Origin of the sequence: Pseudomonas sp. WS 5146 (assembly GCF_012985495.1) — a bacterium.
Classification (GTDB): Bacteria; Pseudomonadota; Gammaproteobacteria; order Pseudomonadales; family Pseudomonadaceae; genus Aquipseudomonas; species Aquipseudomonas edaphica.
In genome coordinates this window covers 306,565-322,713 of the sequence record NZ_JAAQWL010000002.1, presented here as the reverse complement: position 1 = coordinate 322,713, position 16,149 = coordinate 306,565, and the positions used below count along the sequence as shown (strand labels likewise).

14 protein-coding genes are annotated in these 16,149 nt (G+C 61.2%); 5 read left to right on the top strand and 9 right to left on the bottom strand.

All coding sequences use genetic code 11. The annotated features are described in order from the left end of the window. The first annotated feature begins 101 nt into the window (after nucleotides 1-101). The 5 genes from HBO41_RS05960 (at nucleotide 102) to HBO41_RS05940 (ending at nucleotide 7,574) form a co-directional block, all read left to right on the top strand. Nucleotides 102-1,799 (top strand): molecular chaperone HscC, encoded by a 1,698-nt coding sequence (locus tag HBO41_RS05960; RefSeq protein ID WP_017137245.1) that lies wholly within the window; start codon nucleotides 102-104, stop codon nucleotides 1,797-1,799. A gap of 11 nt (nucleotides 1,800-1,810) precedes the next feature. Continuing rightward, nucleotides 1,811-3,496, top strand: a complete 1,686-nt coding sequence (locus HBO41_RS05955; RefSeq protein WP_169985448.1) for a J domain-containing protein — start codon at nucleotides 1,811-1,813, stop codon at nucleotides 3,494-3,496. Between the two features lie 150 nt (nucleotides 3,497-3,646). Continuing rightward, entirely contained in the window at nucleotides 3,647-4,897 is a 1,251-nt protein-coding gene (locus tag HBO41_RS05950) for an OprD family porin (RefSeq protein WP_169985446.1), read from the top strand. 83 nt (nucleotides 4,898-4,980) lie between these two features. Continuing rightward, nucleotides 4,981-5,868 (top strand): polysaccharide deacetylase family protein, encoded by an 888-nt coding sequence (locus tag HBO41_RS05945; RefSeq protein WP_169985444.1) that lies wholly within the window; start codon nucleotides 4,981-4,983, stop codon nucleotides 5,866-5,868. Nucleotides 5,869-5,978: 110 nt separating this feature from the next. Continuing rightward, entirely contained in the window at nucleotides 5,979-7,574 is a 1,596-nt protein-coding gene (locus tag HBO41_RS05940) for a M91 family zinc metallopeptidase (RefSeq protein ID WP_169985442.1), read from the top strand. Between the two features lie 27 nt (nucleotides 7,575-7,601). On the opposite strand, the gene pcaC is transcribed toward HBO41_RS05940, so the two are convergent. From pcaC to HBO41_RS05895, 9 genes are all read right to left on the bottom strand, one after another. Beyond that, nucleotides 7,602-8,000 (bottom strand): 4-carboxymuconolactone decarboxylase, encoded by a 399-nt coding sequence (gene pcaC, locus HBO41_RS05935; protein WP_017137238.1) that lies wholly within the window; start codon nucleotides 7,998-8,000, stop codon nucleotides 7,602-7,604. 245 nt (nucleotides 8,001-8,245) lie between these two features. Further along, nucleotides 8,246-9,037 carry a 3-oxoadipate enol-lactonase gene (gene pcaD / locus HBO41_RS05930; RefSeq protein WP_017137237.1) on the bottom strand — a complete coding sequence of 264 codons (792 nt, stop codon included), beginning with the start codon at nucleotides 9,035-9,037 and terminating at the stop codon, nucleotides 8,246-8,248. A 10-nt stretch (nucleotides 9,038-9,047) separates the two neighbouring features. Beyond that, a complete protein-coding gene (locus HBO41_RS05925) occupies nucleotides 9,048-10,412 on the bottom strand; it encodes a 3-carboxy-cis,cis-muconate cycloisomerase (protein ID WP_169985440.1) in 1,365 nt (454 codons plus the stop codon). A 9-nt stretch (nucleotides 10,413-10,421) separates the two neighbouring features. Beyond that, nucleotides 10,422-11,717, bottom strand: coding sequence for an MFS family transporter (locus HBO41_RS05920; protein WP_017137235.1), 1,296 nt, complete (start codon nucleotides 11,715-11,717; stop codon nucleotides 10,422-10,424). Between the two features lie 189 nt (nucleotides 11,718-11,906). Continuing rightward, nucleotides 11,907-12,473 (bottom strand): protocatechuate 3,4-dioxygenase subunit alpha, encoded by a 567-nt coding sequence (gene pcaG / locus HBO41_RS05915; RefSeq protein WP_169985438.1) that lies wholly within the window; start codon nucleotides 12,471-12,473, stop codon nucleotides 11,907-11,909. A gap of 1 nt (nucleotide 12,474) precedes the next feature. Next, on the bottom strand, nucleotides 12,475-13,179 hold the full coding sequence (gene pcaH, locus HBO41_RS05910) for a protocatechuate 3,4-dioxygenase subunit beta (protein ID WP_017137233.1): 705 nt from the start codon (nucleotides 13,177-13,179) through the stop codon (nucleotides 12,475-12,477). A gap of 17 nt (nucleotides 13,180-13,196) precedes the next feature. Then, on the bottom strand, nucleotides 13,197-14,399 hold the full coding sequence (pcaF, locus tag HBO41_RS05905; protein ID WP_169985849.1) for a 3-oxoadipyl-CoA thiolase: 1,203 nt from the start codon (nucleotides 14,397-14,399) through the stop codon (nucleotides 13,197-13,199). Then, nucleotides 14,396-15,175: a CoA-transferase subunit beta gene (locus HBO41_RS05900; RefSeq protein ID WP_017137231.1), complete on the bottom strand. Its 780-nt coding sequence runs from the start codon at nucleotides 15,173-15,175 to the stop codon at nucleotides 14,396-14,398. Before HBO41_RS05900 ends, pcaF begins: the two co-directional genes overlap by 4 nt. Continuing rightward, entirely contained in the window at nucleotides 15,175-16,032 is an 858-nt protein-coding gene (locus HBO41_RS05895; RefSeq protein WP_017137230.1) for a CoA transferase subunit A, read from the bottom strand. The genes HBO41_RS05900 and HBO41_RS05895 overlap by 1 nt, the downstream gene beginning before the upstream one ends. Nucleotides 16,033-16,149 lie beyond the last annotated feature (117 nt).

Here is a 16,149-nt window from a genome sequence, read left to right as displayed (position 1 = left end):
ATCAGCGCGAATCAAAGGTGGGCGCTGGCTTGCCTTCCCTTCAACCTTTCAGGGTAAAATTAGTAACAGATTCTTACAGACCACAGAGGGAGCTTGTCGTAATGATCGTAGGAATCGACCTGGGGACGACCAATAGCCTGGCCGCCGTGTGGCGCGGCGATGCGGCCGAAATGGTGCCCAATGCGCTTGGCCAGTTGCTGACCCCCAGCGTGGTCGGCCTGGATGATCAAGGCCGTATCCTGGTGGGCCAAGCCGCCAAGGAACGCCTGCATACTCACCCACTCCTGACCACGTCGCTGTTCAAGCGCTACATGGGCAGTGCCACCGAAGTGCGCCTGGGCGACCGCTCGTTCCGCCCCGAAGAGCTGTCGGCGCTGGTCCTCAAAAGCCTCAAAGAAGACATCGAGCGCACCTACGGCCAAACCGTCACCGAAGCAGTGATCAGCGTGCCCGCCTACTTCAGCGACGGCCAGCGCAAAGCCACGCGCATTGCCGGTGAACTGGCGGGGCTCAATGTTGAAAAACTGATCAACGAACCCACCGCCGCCGCCTTGGCTTATGGCTTGCACCAGCGTGACAAGGAAACCTCGTTCCTGGTCTTCGACCTCGGCGGCGGCACCTTTGACGTGTCGATCATCGAGCTGTTCGACGGTGTGATGGAAGTACGCGCCAGCGCCGGCGACAACTTCCTGGGTGGCGAAGACTTCGACACGTTGTTGCTGGAACACTTCGTCGACAGCCAGCGCAATGCCCAGGGTTTCCCGCCCACCAGCAGTGTACTGCAAGCCCTGCGCCGCGAAGCCGAGCGTGTGCGCAAAGCCTTGGGTCAGGACGACAGCGCCGAGTTCGCCCTGCGTATAGATGGCCAACAGTGGGTCACAACCATCACCCAGGCCGAACTCGCCAAGCTCTACACGCCGTTGTTGGAACGCCTGCGCGCACCGATTGAACGCGCCCTGCGCGACGCACGGATTCGGGTCGGCGACCTCGATGAAATCCTGCTGGTCGGCGGCACCACGCGCATGCCGCTGGTGCGCAAACTGGCCGCAGGTTTGTTCGGGCGTTTCCCGTCCATCAGCCTCGACCCGGACCAGGTGGTCGCCCACGGCGCGGCGATCCAGGCCGCGCTCAAGGCCCGCTCGGCGGCGCTGGAAGAAATCGTGCTGACCGACGTCTGCCCCTACACCCTGGGTATCGAAACCTCGAACCAGTACGGCGGCCATATCGAGAGCGGGCATTACCTGCCGTTGATCGAACGCAACAGCAGCGTGCCGGTGAGCCGGGTCAAAAGCGTGGTCACGCTCTACGACGACCAGCCCCGCGTGCTGCTGAAAATTTACCAAGGCGAAAGTCGCCTGGTGAAAGACAATATCGAACTGGGCCAGTTGGAAATCCCCGTGCCCAAGCGCAAGGCTGGCGAAGTCTCGCTGGACGTGCGCTTCACCTACGACAACAACGGTTTGCTCGAAGCTCAGGTGAACATTCCGCTGACCGGCGAGCAGCACTCGCTGGTGATCGAGAACAACCCCGGCGTGCTCAGCCCGCAAGAGATCCAGCAACGCCTGCAAGCGTTGGCATTGTTGAAAATTCACCCGCGCGACCAGCAGGTCAACACCGTGCTGACCGCCCGCCTCGAGCGGCTCTACCAGGAAAACCTCGGCGAATTGCGTGAGCAACTCGGACACTGGGCCGCGCAGTTCCAGCAAGTGCTCGACACCCAGGACGAACGCCGCATCCGTGAGGCCCGCAGCGAGCTGACCCGACAACTTGAGCAACTCGATAACGGGTTCTGGCGCTGAAGGAAATCCACATGGACTGTTGGACAGTGTTGCAACTGGCAGACGATGCCGACGAACGGACCATCAAGCGCACCTACGCGCGACTGCTGAAAAGCTGCCGCCCGGACGATGACGCCGAGGGTTTCCAGCGCCTGCGCGAGGCCTATGAACAGGCGCTGAACATCGCGCGCTGGCGGGCCGACAACGAGGAAGTGGAAACCGTCGAGGCGCCGATGGCCGAACAGGCACACGGCAATCTCAACGATCTGGCTGAACTGATGGACGTTCGCCCCTTGAGTCCTGCGTCGTTCGAACCGCCCATGGCGAAAAACGCGTATGACCTCGCCGAGCTGATGAACATCAGCCCACTCAGCCCCGCCGCGTTTGAAGCGCCAAAGCCCGACCCGGCCCACGCGCTGCTCGCCGGCGTGAACCTGCACAACCTCGATGAACGCTGGGCCCAGGCCCAACAGCAGAGCTGCGAAGAAACATTCCAGGCCGGCCTGCTGCGCCATTGCTTTGAAGCCCCCGGCGAGCGCAGTGCAATTGCCGGTTGGGCGATGCAACACCTGGAATGGCTGACGCCCTGGCAACAGGTGGTGATGACCCCGTGGCAGCACGAAGCCCTCACCAGCGAGCTGCTGCAGGACTACCGCCGCACCTTGCAGGAACTGCTGGAGCAAAAGGCCGAGCGCGAGTTCATCACCCAACTGACGCACTACAACGAGCAAGCCTGGCTGCGGGTGTTCGATCAGCAGCAACAGTGGCAGCGCATTATTCTGCAACTGCTGCACGACACCCAATGGAGCGTGCCGCTGTTTGAACGCGTGTGCCAGGCCTTTGGCTGGGACGACCAGAAAGGCGTGTACCCGGAACCTGAGTGGATGTGGCGTGGCTTGGTGTCGCGTTGCGAGCAGGAAAGCTTTTATATCAACCTCCAGGACAAAGCCCAGGACACCCGGCGCACCAGCGCCGACGCCCTGGCCGCGCGCTTGTTGCTCACGCCCATGACCGCAACCCAACAGATGAGCATCATCGGCACGTTTGGCCAAAACGAATGGAACGCTTGCCAGCATCTGGGCGAAACCCTGACCTGGCGTTATCCGCAGTTGATCGAACGCCTGCCCCAAAGCGACCTGTTCTTCTGGCGCAAATTCGTCCCACGACCGATTTACGTCCAAGTGCTTATCCGGCTCTGGGCGATCTTTGCCTTGGCCGCTGTCCTGAACCTCGCTCACGTTCAAACCGAAGAGCTGGACTTCGGGGTCGTACTCATCTTAGTGGTATTGGCGATCTTGCCGGCCGCGGTTTTCTTTCGGATCACGCAGGTGTGGGTCTGGATGAGTTCGTCCTTTATGGTTGCGGACCTGTGGCTGAGCCAGTATTTGATCCCTAAGCGCGTCAACCCCAACCAGTACTGGCTGGTGTTACGCCACGGCATCCCGCAATTGGCCATGCTCGTGGCTTGCGGGCTGATGCTGGGGATTCTGGGGGCGATTACTTATGCCGGGATGCTGCTGATCAACCTGCTGCACAGCAAACGCATCGGCCACATGGGTGAGAAAAGCCTCAACTATCCGTGGCTCAATGGTCTGCATTGGGCCTTCTGGAGCCCGCTGCAAGTGGTATTCCTGGTGGTGATGGTGGCGGTGATCATCGTCGCGCAGCATTACCTGCCAACTGTGCCATGGACACATATCGACCTGCCAAAACGGTAACAAGAAGATCGGGCCTGAGCGTAGTGCGCTGGCCCGCAACTTGCGTTCGATCATCGCCCACAACCCGCCCTCCCCCACTTTCATCGCCCCCGCACCGCCCCGCACCATGGCCGGCACCTGCATAAACCCAATAACAACAGGTCCAACACCATGAGCACGTTCCGCCCGCGCCAGCTATTGCTGGCAACTGCTGTCGCCAGCCTTGCCCTGCCCGTCGCCGCCGAAGAACACGGCTTTCTCGAAGACGCCAGCGCCAACCTCAACCTGCGCAACTTCTTCTTCAACCGCAATTACACCAACCCGACCAAAACCCAGGGTGGCGCGCAGGAGTGGACGCAGAGTTTTATCCTCGATGCCCGCTCCGGCTTCACCCAGGGCACGGTGGGTTTCGGTGTGGATGTATTGGGCATGTACTCGCAAAAGCTCGATGGCGGGCGCGGCACCGGCGGCACCCAGCTGTTGCCGCTGGACCGCGACGGCCGCCCGGCGGATAACTTCGGGCGTCTTGGGGTCGCGTTCAAGGCGCGAATCTCCAAGACCGAAGTCAAGGTCGGCGAATGGATGCCGGTGCTGCCGATTTTGCGCTCGGACGACGGCCGCTCCCTGCCGCAAACCCTGCGTGGCGGGCAGATCACTTCCAGGGAAATCGACGGCCTGACCCTCTACGGCGGCCAGTTCCGCGCCAACAGCCCGCGCGACGACAGCAGCATGACCGACATGTCGATGGTCGGTAAAACCGCCTTCACCTCCGACCGCTTCAACTTCCAGGGCGGTGAATACGCCTTCAACGACAAACACACTCAGATCGGTGTGTGGAACGCCCAACTCAAGGACATTTACAGCCAGCAATACATCAACCTGACCCACAGCCAAGCTGTGGGCAGCTGGACCCTGGGCGCCAACCTCGGGTTCTTCTACGGCAAGGACGACGGCAGCGCCCGCGCAGGCGAGCTGGACAACAAGACCTGGTCCGGCCTGTTCTCCGCCCGTTACGGCGGCAACACCTTCTATGTCGGCCTGCAAAAACTCACCGGCAACAGTGCCTGGATGCGCGTCAACGGCACCAGCGGCGGCACCCTGGCCAACGACAGCTATAACTCCAGCTACGACAACGCCCAGGAAAAGTCCTGGCAAGTGCGCCACGACTACAACTTCGCCGCGCTGGGCATACCGGGCCTGACCTTGATGAACCGTTATATCAGCGGTAGCAACGTGCATACGGGCACCATTACTGATGGTAAGGAGTGGGGCCGCGAGAGTGAAGTGGGCTATACGGTGCAAAGCGGCACCTTCAGGAACCTCAATGTGCGCTGGCGCAATTCCACGATGCGTCGTGATTACAGCAACAACGAATTTGATGAGAACCGGTTGATCGTCAGCTACCCGATAAGTCTGCTGTAAACCAGCGTCGGACTTACTGTATGGTGCGCGCCTGCCGCTGCTGATCCGCCCAGCAGCGGCCTCTATTCGAGCGCATGTACACCATGAAATTCTTCGCCATGCTGGTCCTGGCTCTGAGCCTTTGCGGCTGCATCGGCGCACCTGTCGTCCTGACGCCGCAGACGGCGCAACGCTTGCAGGCTCAGGCGCCCATCCGCTTTTTGTTGACCTTCGATGACGGCCCCAGCGCCTCGGGTTATAACAACCCCAGCCGGTCGGTGATGGCCGATTTGCTGCACAACCCGATTCTGCCGAACATCAAGGCGGTATTTTTCCTGCAGACCGAAGCGTCCCGCTCCGGTGGCAGCCTGCGGGGTCGCAAGACCATGGAGCGCGAATACGCCGCCGGGCATGTGTTGGCCTTTCACACAGCCACGGCGTTTCACACCAACCACCGTTGGCTCAATGACGCCGAGCTGGAAAGCACCCTCACCGAGGGCGCAGCCGACATTGCGTCGATCACTGGCACTGCGCCCACGCTGGTACGCCCACCCTTCTGGAACTACGACAGGCGCACCTTCGCCGCCTACCAGCGCCACGGCATGCATGTGCTGCTGACTGACCTGAGTGCCAATGACGGAAAAATCTGGGGTTTCAATGGCAGCCCACGCCGGCGAGCGAACTTGTATCGGCAACTGTCTGTGGTGCGCGAACGCATTGCTCTGGGCGAACTGCCAACGGTGGACGGCGTGATACCCGTGGTGGTGACCTTCCACGATATCAACCGTTACACCGCGCGACACATGCAGGAGTACTTGCAAATCCTGATGGACAGCGCTCGAATCAATGGCATGAAGGTCGCAGCCGAGCCGTTCTACACCGACCACGCCACGCTGGAACGCGCAGCGCTGGCACGCACAGTCAAGGATATGAATGAAGTAGTGCATCTGCCGGGGGTGTGGAACTGGGTGTGGGATGCGGACTCGCATTAGTCGCTCTGCGACGACCGGTTATATTTGCTGCTACTTGCGCTTGCCGCTCATGGGGAACTCAAGTTCACGCCGCCAACACACATAGGGACGTCAATAAAAAAGAGAATCCCATGAACGTCACTTCGCCATCGCTTAATCAGCATTCGATTGCCCTCCCGGATACAACGCCAACAGCATCGCAAGCGCCCATTGAGATCAGTGCCCGGCGTTCCTACTACGTGGGGCGCGACAGACCGATAGATTTTCTATACCTATCCTCGCATTCCAAACTCACTCCCGATCAGCATCCGCTGGACAGTACCCAAAAAAAATACATCAACACCGACGTATTGCGACACGACAAGCACGTGAAGTTCTACCAGGAAATCGCCTACATGAGCGAAAACGGCAAGCCGATAGGCTCGTCCTCCAACGAACTTGTAATCGAGACCGGTAACCGTGCCGACAAGGTAACCATTAAAAAAGGCCCGGGTCATAGTCTGATCGCGACCATCAACAATAAGCCCTATCAACTGAACCTGCTGACGTCCCCTGACGGCAGTGAATCGCAACCCTTACGCATCAGGACCAACGGGGGCGACGATTGTGTTCTGATCGATCCTGAAGTTAAAAACGCCATTCGCATCGAGCTCGGCGCCGGCAATGATTACGCGCGTGCCGGCGCAGGAGACACCCGCCTCTATGGCGGTGCGGGAGACGATATGCTCAAGCTTGGGAGCGGCGACGGCATCGCATTCGGTAACGATGGCAATGACGTGTTGATCGCCGGCACCGGGAACGGTGTCCTGAAAGGCAACAATGGCAATGACCGTATGCAGGCAGGAAAAGGCTCGGCTGATCGTCGCCTGTTCATGGACGGCGGCGACGGTCACGACTTCATGATTGTCACGCGCAACGACACTCAAATCCCGACAGTCCTGCACGGTGGCAAAGGTGAAAACCTGATCGTCACAAATGGCCCCGCCACAATTTACACCGGGCGCGACAAAAACATCGTCAGGTCTGATAACGACAATACCGTCATCTACGCCAAACCGTCGGACGAGGTTCATCGTACCCCGGGCTCCCAGCGCGTTCACACGCAACACAGCGAGGTGGGCAAAAGTGGCTATGTGATTGAGGGCTCTGCCGAGTTCGTACAAAACGTAGAAGACGATATGGAGCTGCTAAGAATATCCCGGCAAGGCAAGAGAATGCTCGGTACTGCCGACGCCGCGGCTCAGCGGAATGATTCCCCGGTACGCATTACTGAATTGACGGAGGACAACGGCAGCTACTACTTCAGTAATGCGGCCATTCGCAACCACCTCGAAGCAGGTCACTCTATGGATACGCTGGCACCTGCGGCCCAAGGCTTCATCACACACCAACAAGCTGGCGCCGTCGCAACGGGTGCGCAGATACAATACAACCCCTCGTATTCGCTGGATGCAGACAGCGCACCCGTCAACGCCCTCTATCACGAAATGGCCCACGCCTATAATGGCGCCTCGGGAACGTTCCTCGCAGGCAGCACCGCCATACCGGAGAACCCCGACGGTGAACCCAATGATGAACGGCAAGCCGTAGGACTGTTTACCGTTGCTCAGCCATTTAATTTTGTAGGTCACCCCGCGACCGAACCGAGTACAACAAACCCCAAGCCGTTTTCCGAAAATGGGTTTCGAGAGGAGATGCGCCGTCCGTTACGCACTACCTACACCTGAGGGGTATTGAGCGAGGGAGTGGGTTGATCAAACCGACTCCCGTGACTCGACGCCCAGCTCATCCCACACCGACTCGGCCAAGTGGAACGTCGCATTGGCTGCCGGTATCCCGCAGTAGATCGCGCTCTGCATCAGCACTTCCTTGATCTCGGCGCGTGTCACGCCGTTGCTGGCGGCGGCACGCAGGTGAAGTTTTAATTCTTCACTACGATTCATGCCGATCAACATGGCGATGGTGATCAGGCTGCGGGTATGCCGAGGCAGGCCGGGGCGGGTCCAGATATCACCCCAGGCGTGGCGGGTGATCATTTCCTGGAACTCGCTGTTGAACTCGGTCAGGGCATTGAGGCTGCGGTCGACATGGGCATCGCCCAGCACTTCGCGACGCACTTGCAGGCCATCGGCATAACGTTGTTTCTCGTCCACAAAAACTCCTTAAACATTTGATAGAAGCTCGAACACGTGTGGCGAGCAGGCTTGCCCTGCGCTGGGGCGCGAAGCGGCCCCAAAACCTGGCGATGCGGTTCATCGGGAAGAACGCGATGGCTGTATCAGGGCCGCTTCGCCGCCCAACGCAGGGCAAGCCTGCTCACCACAACAAACCTGTCTGTCACAACAAGCCTGCTATACAGAACACGTCAGCTCTCCAGAACAAGCTCGCTGCCACAGGTTTAATCAGCCAACAGGAACGCCAGCACGCGGTCGCTGAACGCGGCGCCGGCCTGTACGTTGGACAGGTGCGCCGCGTAGAACTCGGCGTACTCGGCGCCCTTGATCTGATTCTGGATAAAGCGGCTGCCGGCCGGCGGCGTAACGGCATCTTCGGTGCCGGCAATCGCCAGGGTCGGCACTTGGATCGTGGACAGTTGCTCGCGCAAATCCGCATCGCGTACGGCTGCGCAGTTGGCGGCGTAACCTTGGGGCGACGTGGCGGCAAGCATGTCGGTAATCTGCTGGGCCTGGTGCGGGTTGGCAGCGGCGAAATCGGCGGTAAACCAGCGTGCAATCGACGCATCGCGCAGCGCTACCATGGCCGCCGCACCGTCACGCAAAACCATCTCGATTCGCGGGTTCCAGATCTCCGGCGTGCCGATCCTGGCGGCGGTGTTGCACACCACCAGGCGCAGCAGGCGATCACCTGCGTGGATGCCCAGCCATTGGCCGATCAGGCCGCCCATGGACAGCCCGCAAAAATGCGCACGCTGAATATCCAGCGCATCGAGCAACGCAATCACATCGCGACCCAGCTGCTCGATGCTGTACGGCCCTTCGGTGACCAGGGATTTGCCATGGCCACGGGTATCGAAACGCAGTACGCGAAAGTGCTGGGTGAAGGCCGGGATCTGGATGTCCCACATATGCAGGTCGGTGCCCAACGAGTTGGACAACACCAGCACCGGCGCGCCCTCAGGCCCGTCCAGTTGGTAATGCAATGGGCCTTCGGCCAGTTGTACAAATGCCACGGCGGTCTCCTTACGCAGTCAAAGCAAAATGGTCGGTCACCGCACGGGTAACCCAGGTTTGAGCCTGGCCCAAGTAGTGGGCCGGATCGAGCAGGCGGTCCAGTTCCACCGCCGACAACTCGGCGGTGACCTGTGCTTCGTCCGCCAGAACCGCGCGCAGATGTCGCCGTTCGGCGACGGCGCGTTTACAACATTGCTCCAATAGATGGTGAGCGGTCTCGCGGCCCAGGCGCTGGGCAAGCACGATACTCACGGCTTCGGCCAGCACCAGGCCCTGGGTCAAATCGAGGTTGTGCGCCATGCGCTCGGGGTCGACCTCCAAGCCTTGGCTCACCAGCAGCGCCTGTTTCAAGGCACCCGACACCAGCCGACAAATCTCTGGCAGGGTTTCCCACTCGGCGTGCCACAGGCCCAGGCTGCGCTCATGCTCCTGGGGCATGGCGCTGAACATCGTCGCCACCAGCCCCGGCACGCGGGTGGCGGCGCTGATCAACACGGCGGCGCCCACCGGGTTGCGCTTATGCGGCATGGTCGATGAGCCGCCCTTGCCCGGCGCCGATGGCTCGAACACCTCCGCCGCTTCGGTCTGCATCAACAGGCTGAGGTCGCGCCCCAGCTTGCCGAGGCTGCCGGCGATCAGGCCGAGCACGCCGGCAAACTCCACCAGTCGATCACGTTGGGTGTGCCAGGGTTGCTCGGGCAGGCCCAGTTGCAGCTCAGCCGCCAAGGCCTGCGCCACCGGCATGGCGTGCTCACCGAGTGCCGCCAGGGTGCCGGACGCGCCGCCAAACTGCAGCACCAGCAAGCGCGGCTTCAGCTCGGCCAGGCGTTGGCGACTGCGCGTCACCGCGCCCAGCCAACCGGCGATTTTCATTCCGAGGGTGACCGGCGTCGCATGCTGCAACCAGGTTCGCCCGGCCAGGGGCACGTCGGCATAACGCTGGGCCTGCACAGCAAGCACCTCGCCCAATTGCGCCAGGTCCGCTTCAATCAGCGTCAACGCCTGGCGCAGTTGCAACACCAGCCCGGTGTCCATCACATCCTGGCTGGTCGCGCCCAGGTGCACGTAACGCTCGGCGCCGGCATCTTCAGCGGCAATCAATTTGCCCAAGGCCTTCACCAGTGGAATCGCCGAGTTCCCCGCCGAGGCAATCGCCTCACCGAGGGCGTCCACATCGTAAAGCGAAGCCAGGCACGCCTGGGCAATCGGTGCGACGGCGGCTTGCGGAATCAACCCGACCCGGGCCTCGGCCCGGGCCAGCGCCGCTTCGAAATCCAGCATGCCCTGCAAACGTCCCTGGTCGCAGAACACCTCGGCCATGCTGTCAGCGGTGAAGTAAGCGTCGAACAGTTGATTGCTCGTGCGCAGTGTCATAACTCATCCCTAGAGGTCGTGATGTAGATAAGCCGCCTGTTTGGGCAGACGCAGGCTGAACAGGAAAGCAACCGCCATCATCGCGGTGACGTACCAGTAAAAGGTATTTTCCATGCCAATGGATTTCAGGCTCAACGCAACGACTTCGGCCGAACCACCAAAAATCGCATTCGCCACCGCATACGCCAGGCCCACACCCAGTGCGCGCACCTGCGGCGGGAACATCTCCGCTTTGACCAGGCCGCTGATCGAGGTGTAGAAGCTGACGATCGCCAAGGCCAGGGTGATCAACACAAAGGCCAGGAACGGACTGGTGACGGTTTTCAGGGTCAGCAGGATCGGCACGGTGAACAGCGTGCCCAGGCCTGCGAACCAGAGCATCGAATTACGTCGACCGATCTTGTCCGCCAACATGCCGAACAGCGGCTGCATGCACATGTACAGGAACAGCGCGCCGGTCATGATGTAGCTCGACGTCTTGGCGTGCATGCCCACGGTGTTCACCAGGTATTTCTGCATGTACGTGGTAAAGGTGTAGAAAATCAGCGAGCCACCGGCGGTGTAGCCCAGCACGGTAATGAAGGCTTTGCCGTGGTCGCGGAACAGCGCGACGATGCTGCCGGCGTCTTTGTCTTCACGCATTTCCTTGCTGGTGGTTTCTTTCAAGGTGCGACGCAGCAGCAGGGAGATCACCGCAGCAATGGCACCGATCACGAACGGAATCCGCCAGCCCCAGGCGCGCAGTTCTTCTTCACTCAGGATCTGTTGCAGGATCACCACCACCAGCACCGCCAGCAATTGGCCGCCGATCAGGGTCACGTATTGGAATGACGCAAAAAAGCCGCGCTGGCCCTTGAGTGCCACTTCACTCATGTAGGTCGCCGTGGTGCCGTATTCGCCACCCACCGACAGGCCCTGGAACAGGCGCGCCACCAGCAGCAAGGCCGGCGCCCAGGCGCCGATATCTTTGTAGGTGGGCAAAAAGGCGATGACCAGCGAACCGGCGCACATCATCAGCACCGAGATCATCATCGAGTTTTTGCGCCCGTGCTTGTCGGCCACTCGGCCAAACAGCCAGCCACCGATGGGTCGCATCAGGAATCCGGCAGCAAACACCCCGGCGGTGTTGAGCAACTGGACCGTGGGATCGTCCGAGGGGAAAAACGCCGGGGCAAAATAAATCGCGCAGAAGGCATAGACGTAGAAGTCGAACCATTCGACCAGGTTGCCGGAGGAGGCCCCGACAATCGCAAAAATCCGTTTGCTGCGTTCTTCTCCGGTGTAGTGACTCGTTTTTGTTGTCATGTTTTTTTACTCAGTGGGAACGGTTATAGCCTAGACATACTTTGCAACAACCATGTTCCGCAAGCAGACTTTTGCATAGGTGCGGCCTTGAGGGCGCCATCGCAGGCAAGCCAGCTCCCACCTTTGAACCTGTTCACCGTTCAAAATGTGGGAGCCGGGCTTGCCCGCGATGGCGCCCGCCAGCTCAACTCAATAGTCGAAGAACACCGTTTCCTTGTCTGTGCCCTGCAAAATCACATTCCACTGATGCACACCTTGCGCATCCGGCTTGGCAATCAACGTAGCGCGACGCTCCGCAGGCACACACGCCAGCAACGGGTCATCGCTATTCAACGCTTCGCCATCGAAATAGATCCGCGTCAGCAGGTGCTTGACCAAACCACGGGCAAACACCAGCACCACCAGATGCGGCGCCTGAGTCGTGCCTTGCAGGCCCGGCACACTGCCCGGCTTGATGGTGGTAAACCGAAAGCGGCCTTCGGCATCCACCGGCACCCGGCCAAACCCTTCAAAGGTGGGATCGACGGCCTTGGCCTGCTCGTCTTCGGGGTGGTCGTACTTGCCGGCGGCATTGGCTTGCCAGACTTCCAGCATGGCGTCGTTGACGACATCACCGTTGCCGTCCACCACCTGCCCGCTGATTGCCACGCGCTCGCCCAAGGTGGCCGGCACGGTCAGGTCTTCGCGGTTCAGCCAGGTCAGGCCGATGTGGTAATACGGCCCGACGGTGTGGGACGTGGTCGCATTGAGGGTCATCTCATTTCTCCATCGGCGTGGCGTCGCGGCCGCGCAAAACGATGTCCCAGCGATAGCCGAGGGCATAGGACGGAATGGTTTTTTCCAGATCAAAACGCGCGATCAGACGCTGCTTGGCGCTGGTGTCCGGTACACAGTTGTAGATCGGGTCGTATTCCAGCAGCGGGTCACCGGGGAAATACATCTGCGTGACCAGCCGCGTCAGTACGCTGGGGCCAAACAGCGAGAAGTGGATATGCGCCGGGCGCCACGCGTTGTGGTGGTTGCCCCACGGGTAGGCGCCGGGCTTGATGGTCTGGAACTGATACCAGCCGTCGGCGTCGGTGACGGTGCGGCCGGTGCCGGTAAAGTTCGGGTCCAGCGGCGCGTCGTGCAGGTCGCGCTTGTGGTTGTAGCGACCGGCGGCGTTGGCCTGCCAGATCTCCACCAGAATGCCCGGTACCGGCAGGCCGTTTTCATCCAGCACACGGCCGTGGATGATGATGCGCTCGCCTTGGGGCTCGCCTTCGTGCTGGGCGGTGAGGTCGTTGTCCTTCTCGTTGATCCGCTCGGCGCCGATGGTCGGGCCGGTGATTTCCGACAAGGAGTGCGGCAGAAACACCAATGGCTGAGACGGCGAACGCAGGTTCGTCGACTGGTAGGCCGGGTGCAGGTAATCAGGTTGGGTGCCCGCTTGCGGGCGCCGGTAACCGGGCTTGTCACTCATGGAGCAATCCTCTCTTATCAGATGCGTTCAATCGCCAGGGCCAGGCCTTGGCCGACGCCCACACACATGGTCGCCAGGCCTTTGCGGCCGCCAGTTTTCTCCAACTGATGCAGTGCCGTCAGCACCAACCGCGCGCCGCTCATGCCCAACGGGTGGCCAAGGGCGATGGCGCCGCCGTTCGGGTTGACCTGCGCGGCATCGTCGGCGATCCCCAGTTCACGCAGCACCGCCAGGCCTTGGCTGGCGAAGGCTTCGTTGAGTTCGATCACGTCAAAGTCGGTGACCGCCAAACCAAGGCGCTCCACCAGTTTGCGCACCGCCGGCACCGGGCCGATGCCCATTACACGCGGCGCAACGCCGGCGCTGGCCATGCCCAATACGCGAGCGCGGGCGGTGAGGCCGTGCTTTTTGACCGCTTCGGCAGACGCCAGAATCAGCGCCGCCGCACCGTCATTCACGCCCGACGCATTGCCGGCGGTGACGGTTTTATCCGGGCCATTGACCGGCTTGAGTTTGGCCAGGGCCTCCAGGGTGGTGTCGCGTGGATGCTCGTCGTGCTCCACCACGGTTTCGCCTTTTTTATGGGCGACGCGCACCGGCACGATTTCTTCAGCAAAGAACCCGGCGGCTTGCGCGGCGGCGGTGCGTTGCTGGCTGCGCAGGGCGAAGGCGTCCTGATCGGCGCGGGACACGTTGTAGTCGTCGGCGACGTTATCGGCCGTTTGCGGCATCGCATCCACGCCGTATTGGGCCTTCATCAACGGGTTGATAAAACGCCAGCCGATGGTGGTGTCTTCCAGTTTCATGTTGCGCGAAAACGCCGCGTCAGCCTTGCCCATCACGAACGGCGCACGGGACATCGACTCGACGCCACCGGCAATCGCCAGCTCCATTTCGCCGCTGGCGATGGCGCGGAAGGCCGTGCCGATCGCGTCCATGCCCGAGGCGCACAGGCGGTTGAGGGTCACGCCCGGAATGCTTTGCGGCAAGCCCGCCAACAGCAACGCCATACGCGCGACGTTGCGGTTGTCTTCACCGGCCTGGTTGGCGCAGCCGAGGAATACTTCGTCGACCGCGCTCCAGTCCACCGACGGGTTGCGCTCGATCAGTGCCTTGATTGGCAAGGCTGCCAAGTCATCGGCGCGCACCGTGGACAAGCCACCGCCGAAACGGCCGATGGGCGTGCGGATGGCATCACAGATAAAGACGTCACGCATCAGGCTTCTCCCGGTGCTTGGCCGTGGGCGGCGGCAGTGCGCGCTTCGAGATCACGCAGCGCGGTCAGCTCCACCTCGGTCGGCTCGGCGGTGGTGCTTACGTGGTCGGCAAAACGAATTGCCCAACCGGTGGCTGCCACCACTTGTTCACGGGTGACGCCAGGGTGCAGCGCGGTGACCACAAACTCATGGCTGCCCTCCTCCGGTTCCATGATGCACAGGTCGGTAATAATCCCTACAGGGCCGGCGCCAGGCAGGCCCAGGCGCTTGCGTGAGTCACCGCCTTCGCCGTGGCCGACCGAGGTGATGAAGTCCAGCTTGTCGACAAACGAGCGCGCCGACTGCTTGAGGATGATCAACACGCTCTTGGCGGAACCGGCAATCTCCGGCGCGCCACCGGCACCCGGCAGGCGCACTTTGGGTTGGTGATAATCGCCCACCACGGTGGTGTTGATGTTGCCGAAGCGGTCGACCTGGGCGGCGCCGAGAAAGCCGACGTCGATGCGCCCGCCTTGCAGCCAGTAGCGAAAAATCTCACCGGTCGGTACTACCGTGTCGGCGGTTTCTGCCAGTTCGCCGTCACCGATCGACAGCGGCAATACGCTTGGCTTGGCGCCAATCGGGCCGGATTCGTAGATCAGCACCACGTCCGGCGACGAGGTCAGGCGTGCCAGGTTGGCGGCCTTGGAAGGCAAGCCGATACCGACAAAGCACACCGAGCCGTTCTTGAGGCGGCGCGCGGCGGCGACGGTCATCATTTCATTGGTCGAGTAAGCCATTACTTGGCCTCCTGCGCGTGGGCCAGCTTGGCCTGGAATTCACTGAAGTCAGCGGTGCCGTGGATATATTCGTCGATCCACGCGGTAAAGGTCCCACGGTCGCGGGCGATGGGGTCCCACGCCTGATAGAAGCGGTTGTCGCGCTCGTTGTAGCCATGGGCGTAGGACGGGTGCGCACCACCGGGTACATGGCACACCGCAGTCAAGGCCCAGGTCGGCAGCACGCAGCTGTTCATCGGTGCATTCAGGTCATCGACGATTTCTTCGACGGTGACGATGCAACGCTTGGCCGCCAGGGCCGCTTCCTTCTGCACACCGAGAATGCCCCAGAGCAGCACATTGCCCTTGCGGTCGGCCTTTTGTGCGTGGATCACGGTGATGTCCGGACGCACCGACGGCACGGCCGCCAGCACTTCGCCAGTGAATGGGCAGGTCACGGTTTTGATCAGCGGGTTGACCTTGGGCAGGTCGGAGCCGGCATAGGCGCGCAGCACCGCAAACGGCAGGCCCGAGGCTCCGGCAACGTAGGCATTGGCCAGGTCGGCGTGGCTGTGTTCTTCGATCTCCAGCGGCTGCGGCCATTGCTTTTCAACGGCGTCGCGCAGGCGATGCAGGGAACCCACGCCCGGGTTGCCGCCCCAGGAGAAAATCAACTTGCGCGCGCAGCCGGCACCGATCAACTGGTCGTAGATCAGGTCAGGCGTCATGCGCACCAGCGTCAGGTCTTTCTTGCCCTGACGAATGATTTCATGACCCGCTGCCGTAGGGATCAGATGAGTGAAGCCTTCGAGGGCGACGGTATCGCCGTCGTTAACGAAGCGCTTGACCGCATCACGCAGGGTGAGAATTTCAGCCATGGGTTGGGCTCCCGGTGTTGATCGAAAAAGGCGCTGAGGTGGCGCCGAAGTGCTTGAAGATTAAGCCGGGCAAATGGGCCAAACAATCCGATAATCGACTCAGCGTTCGATTATCGA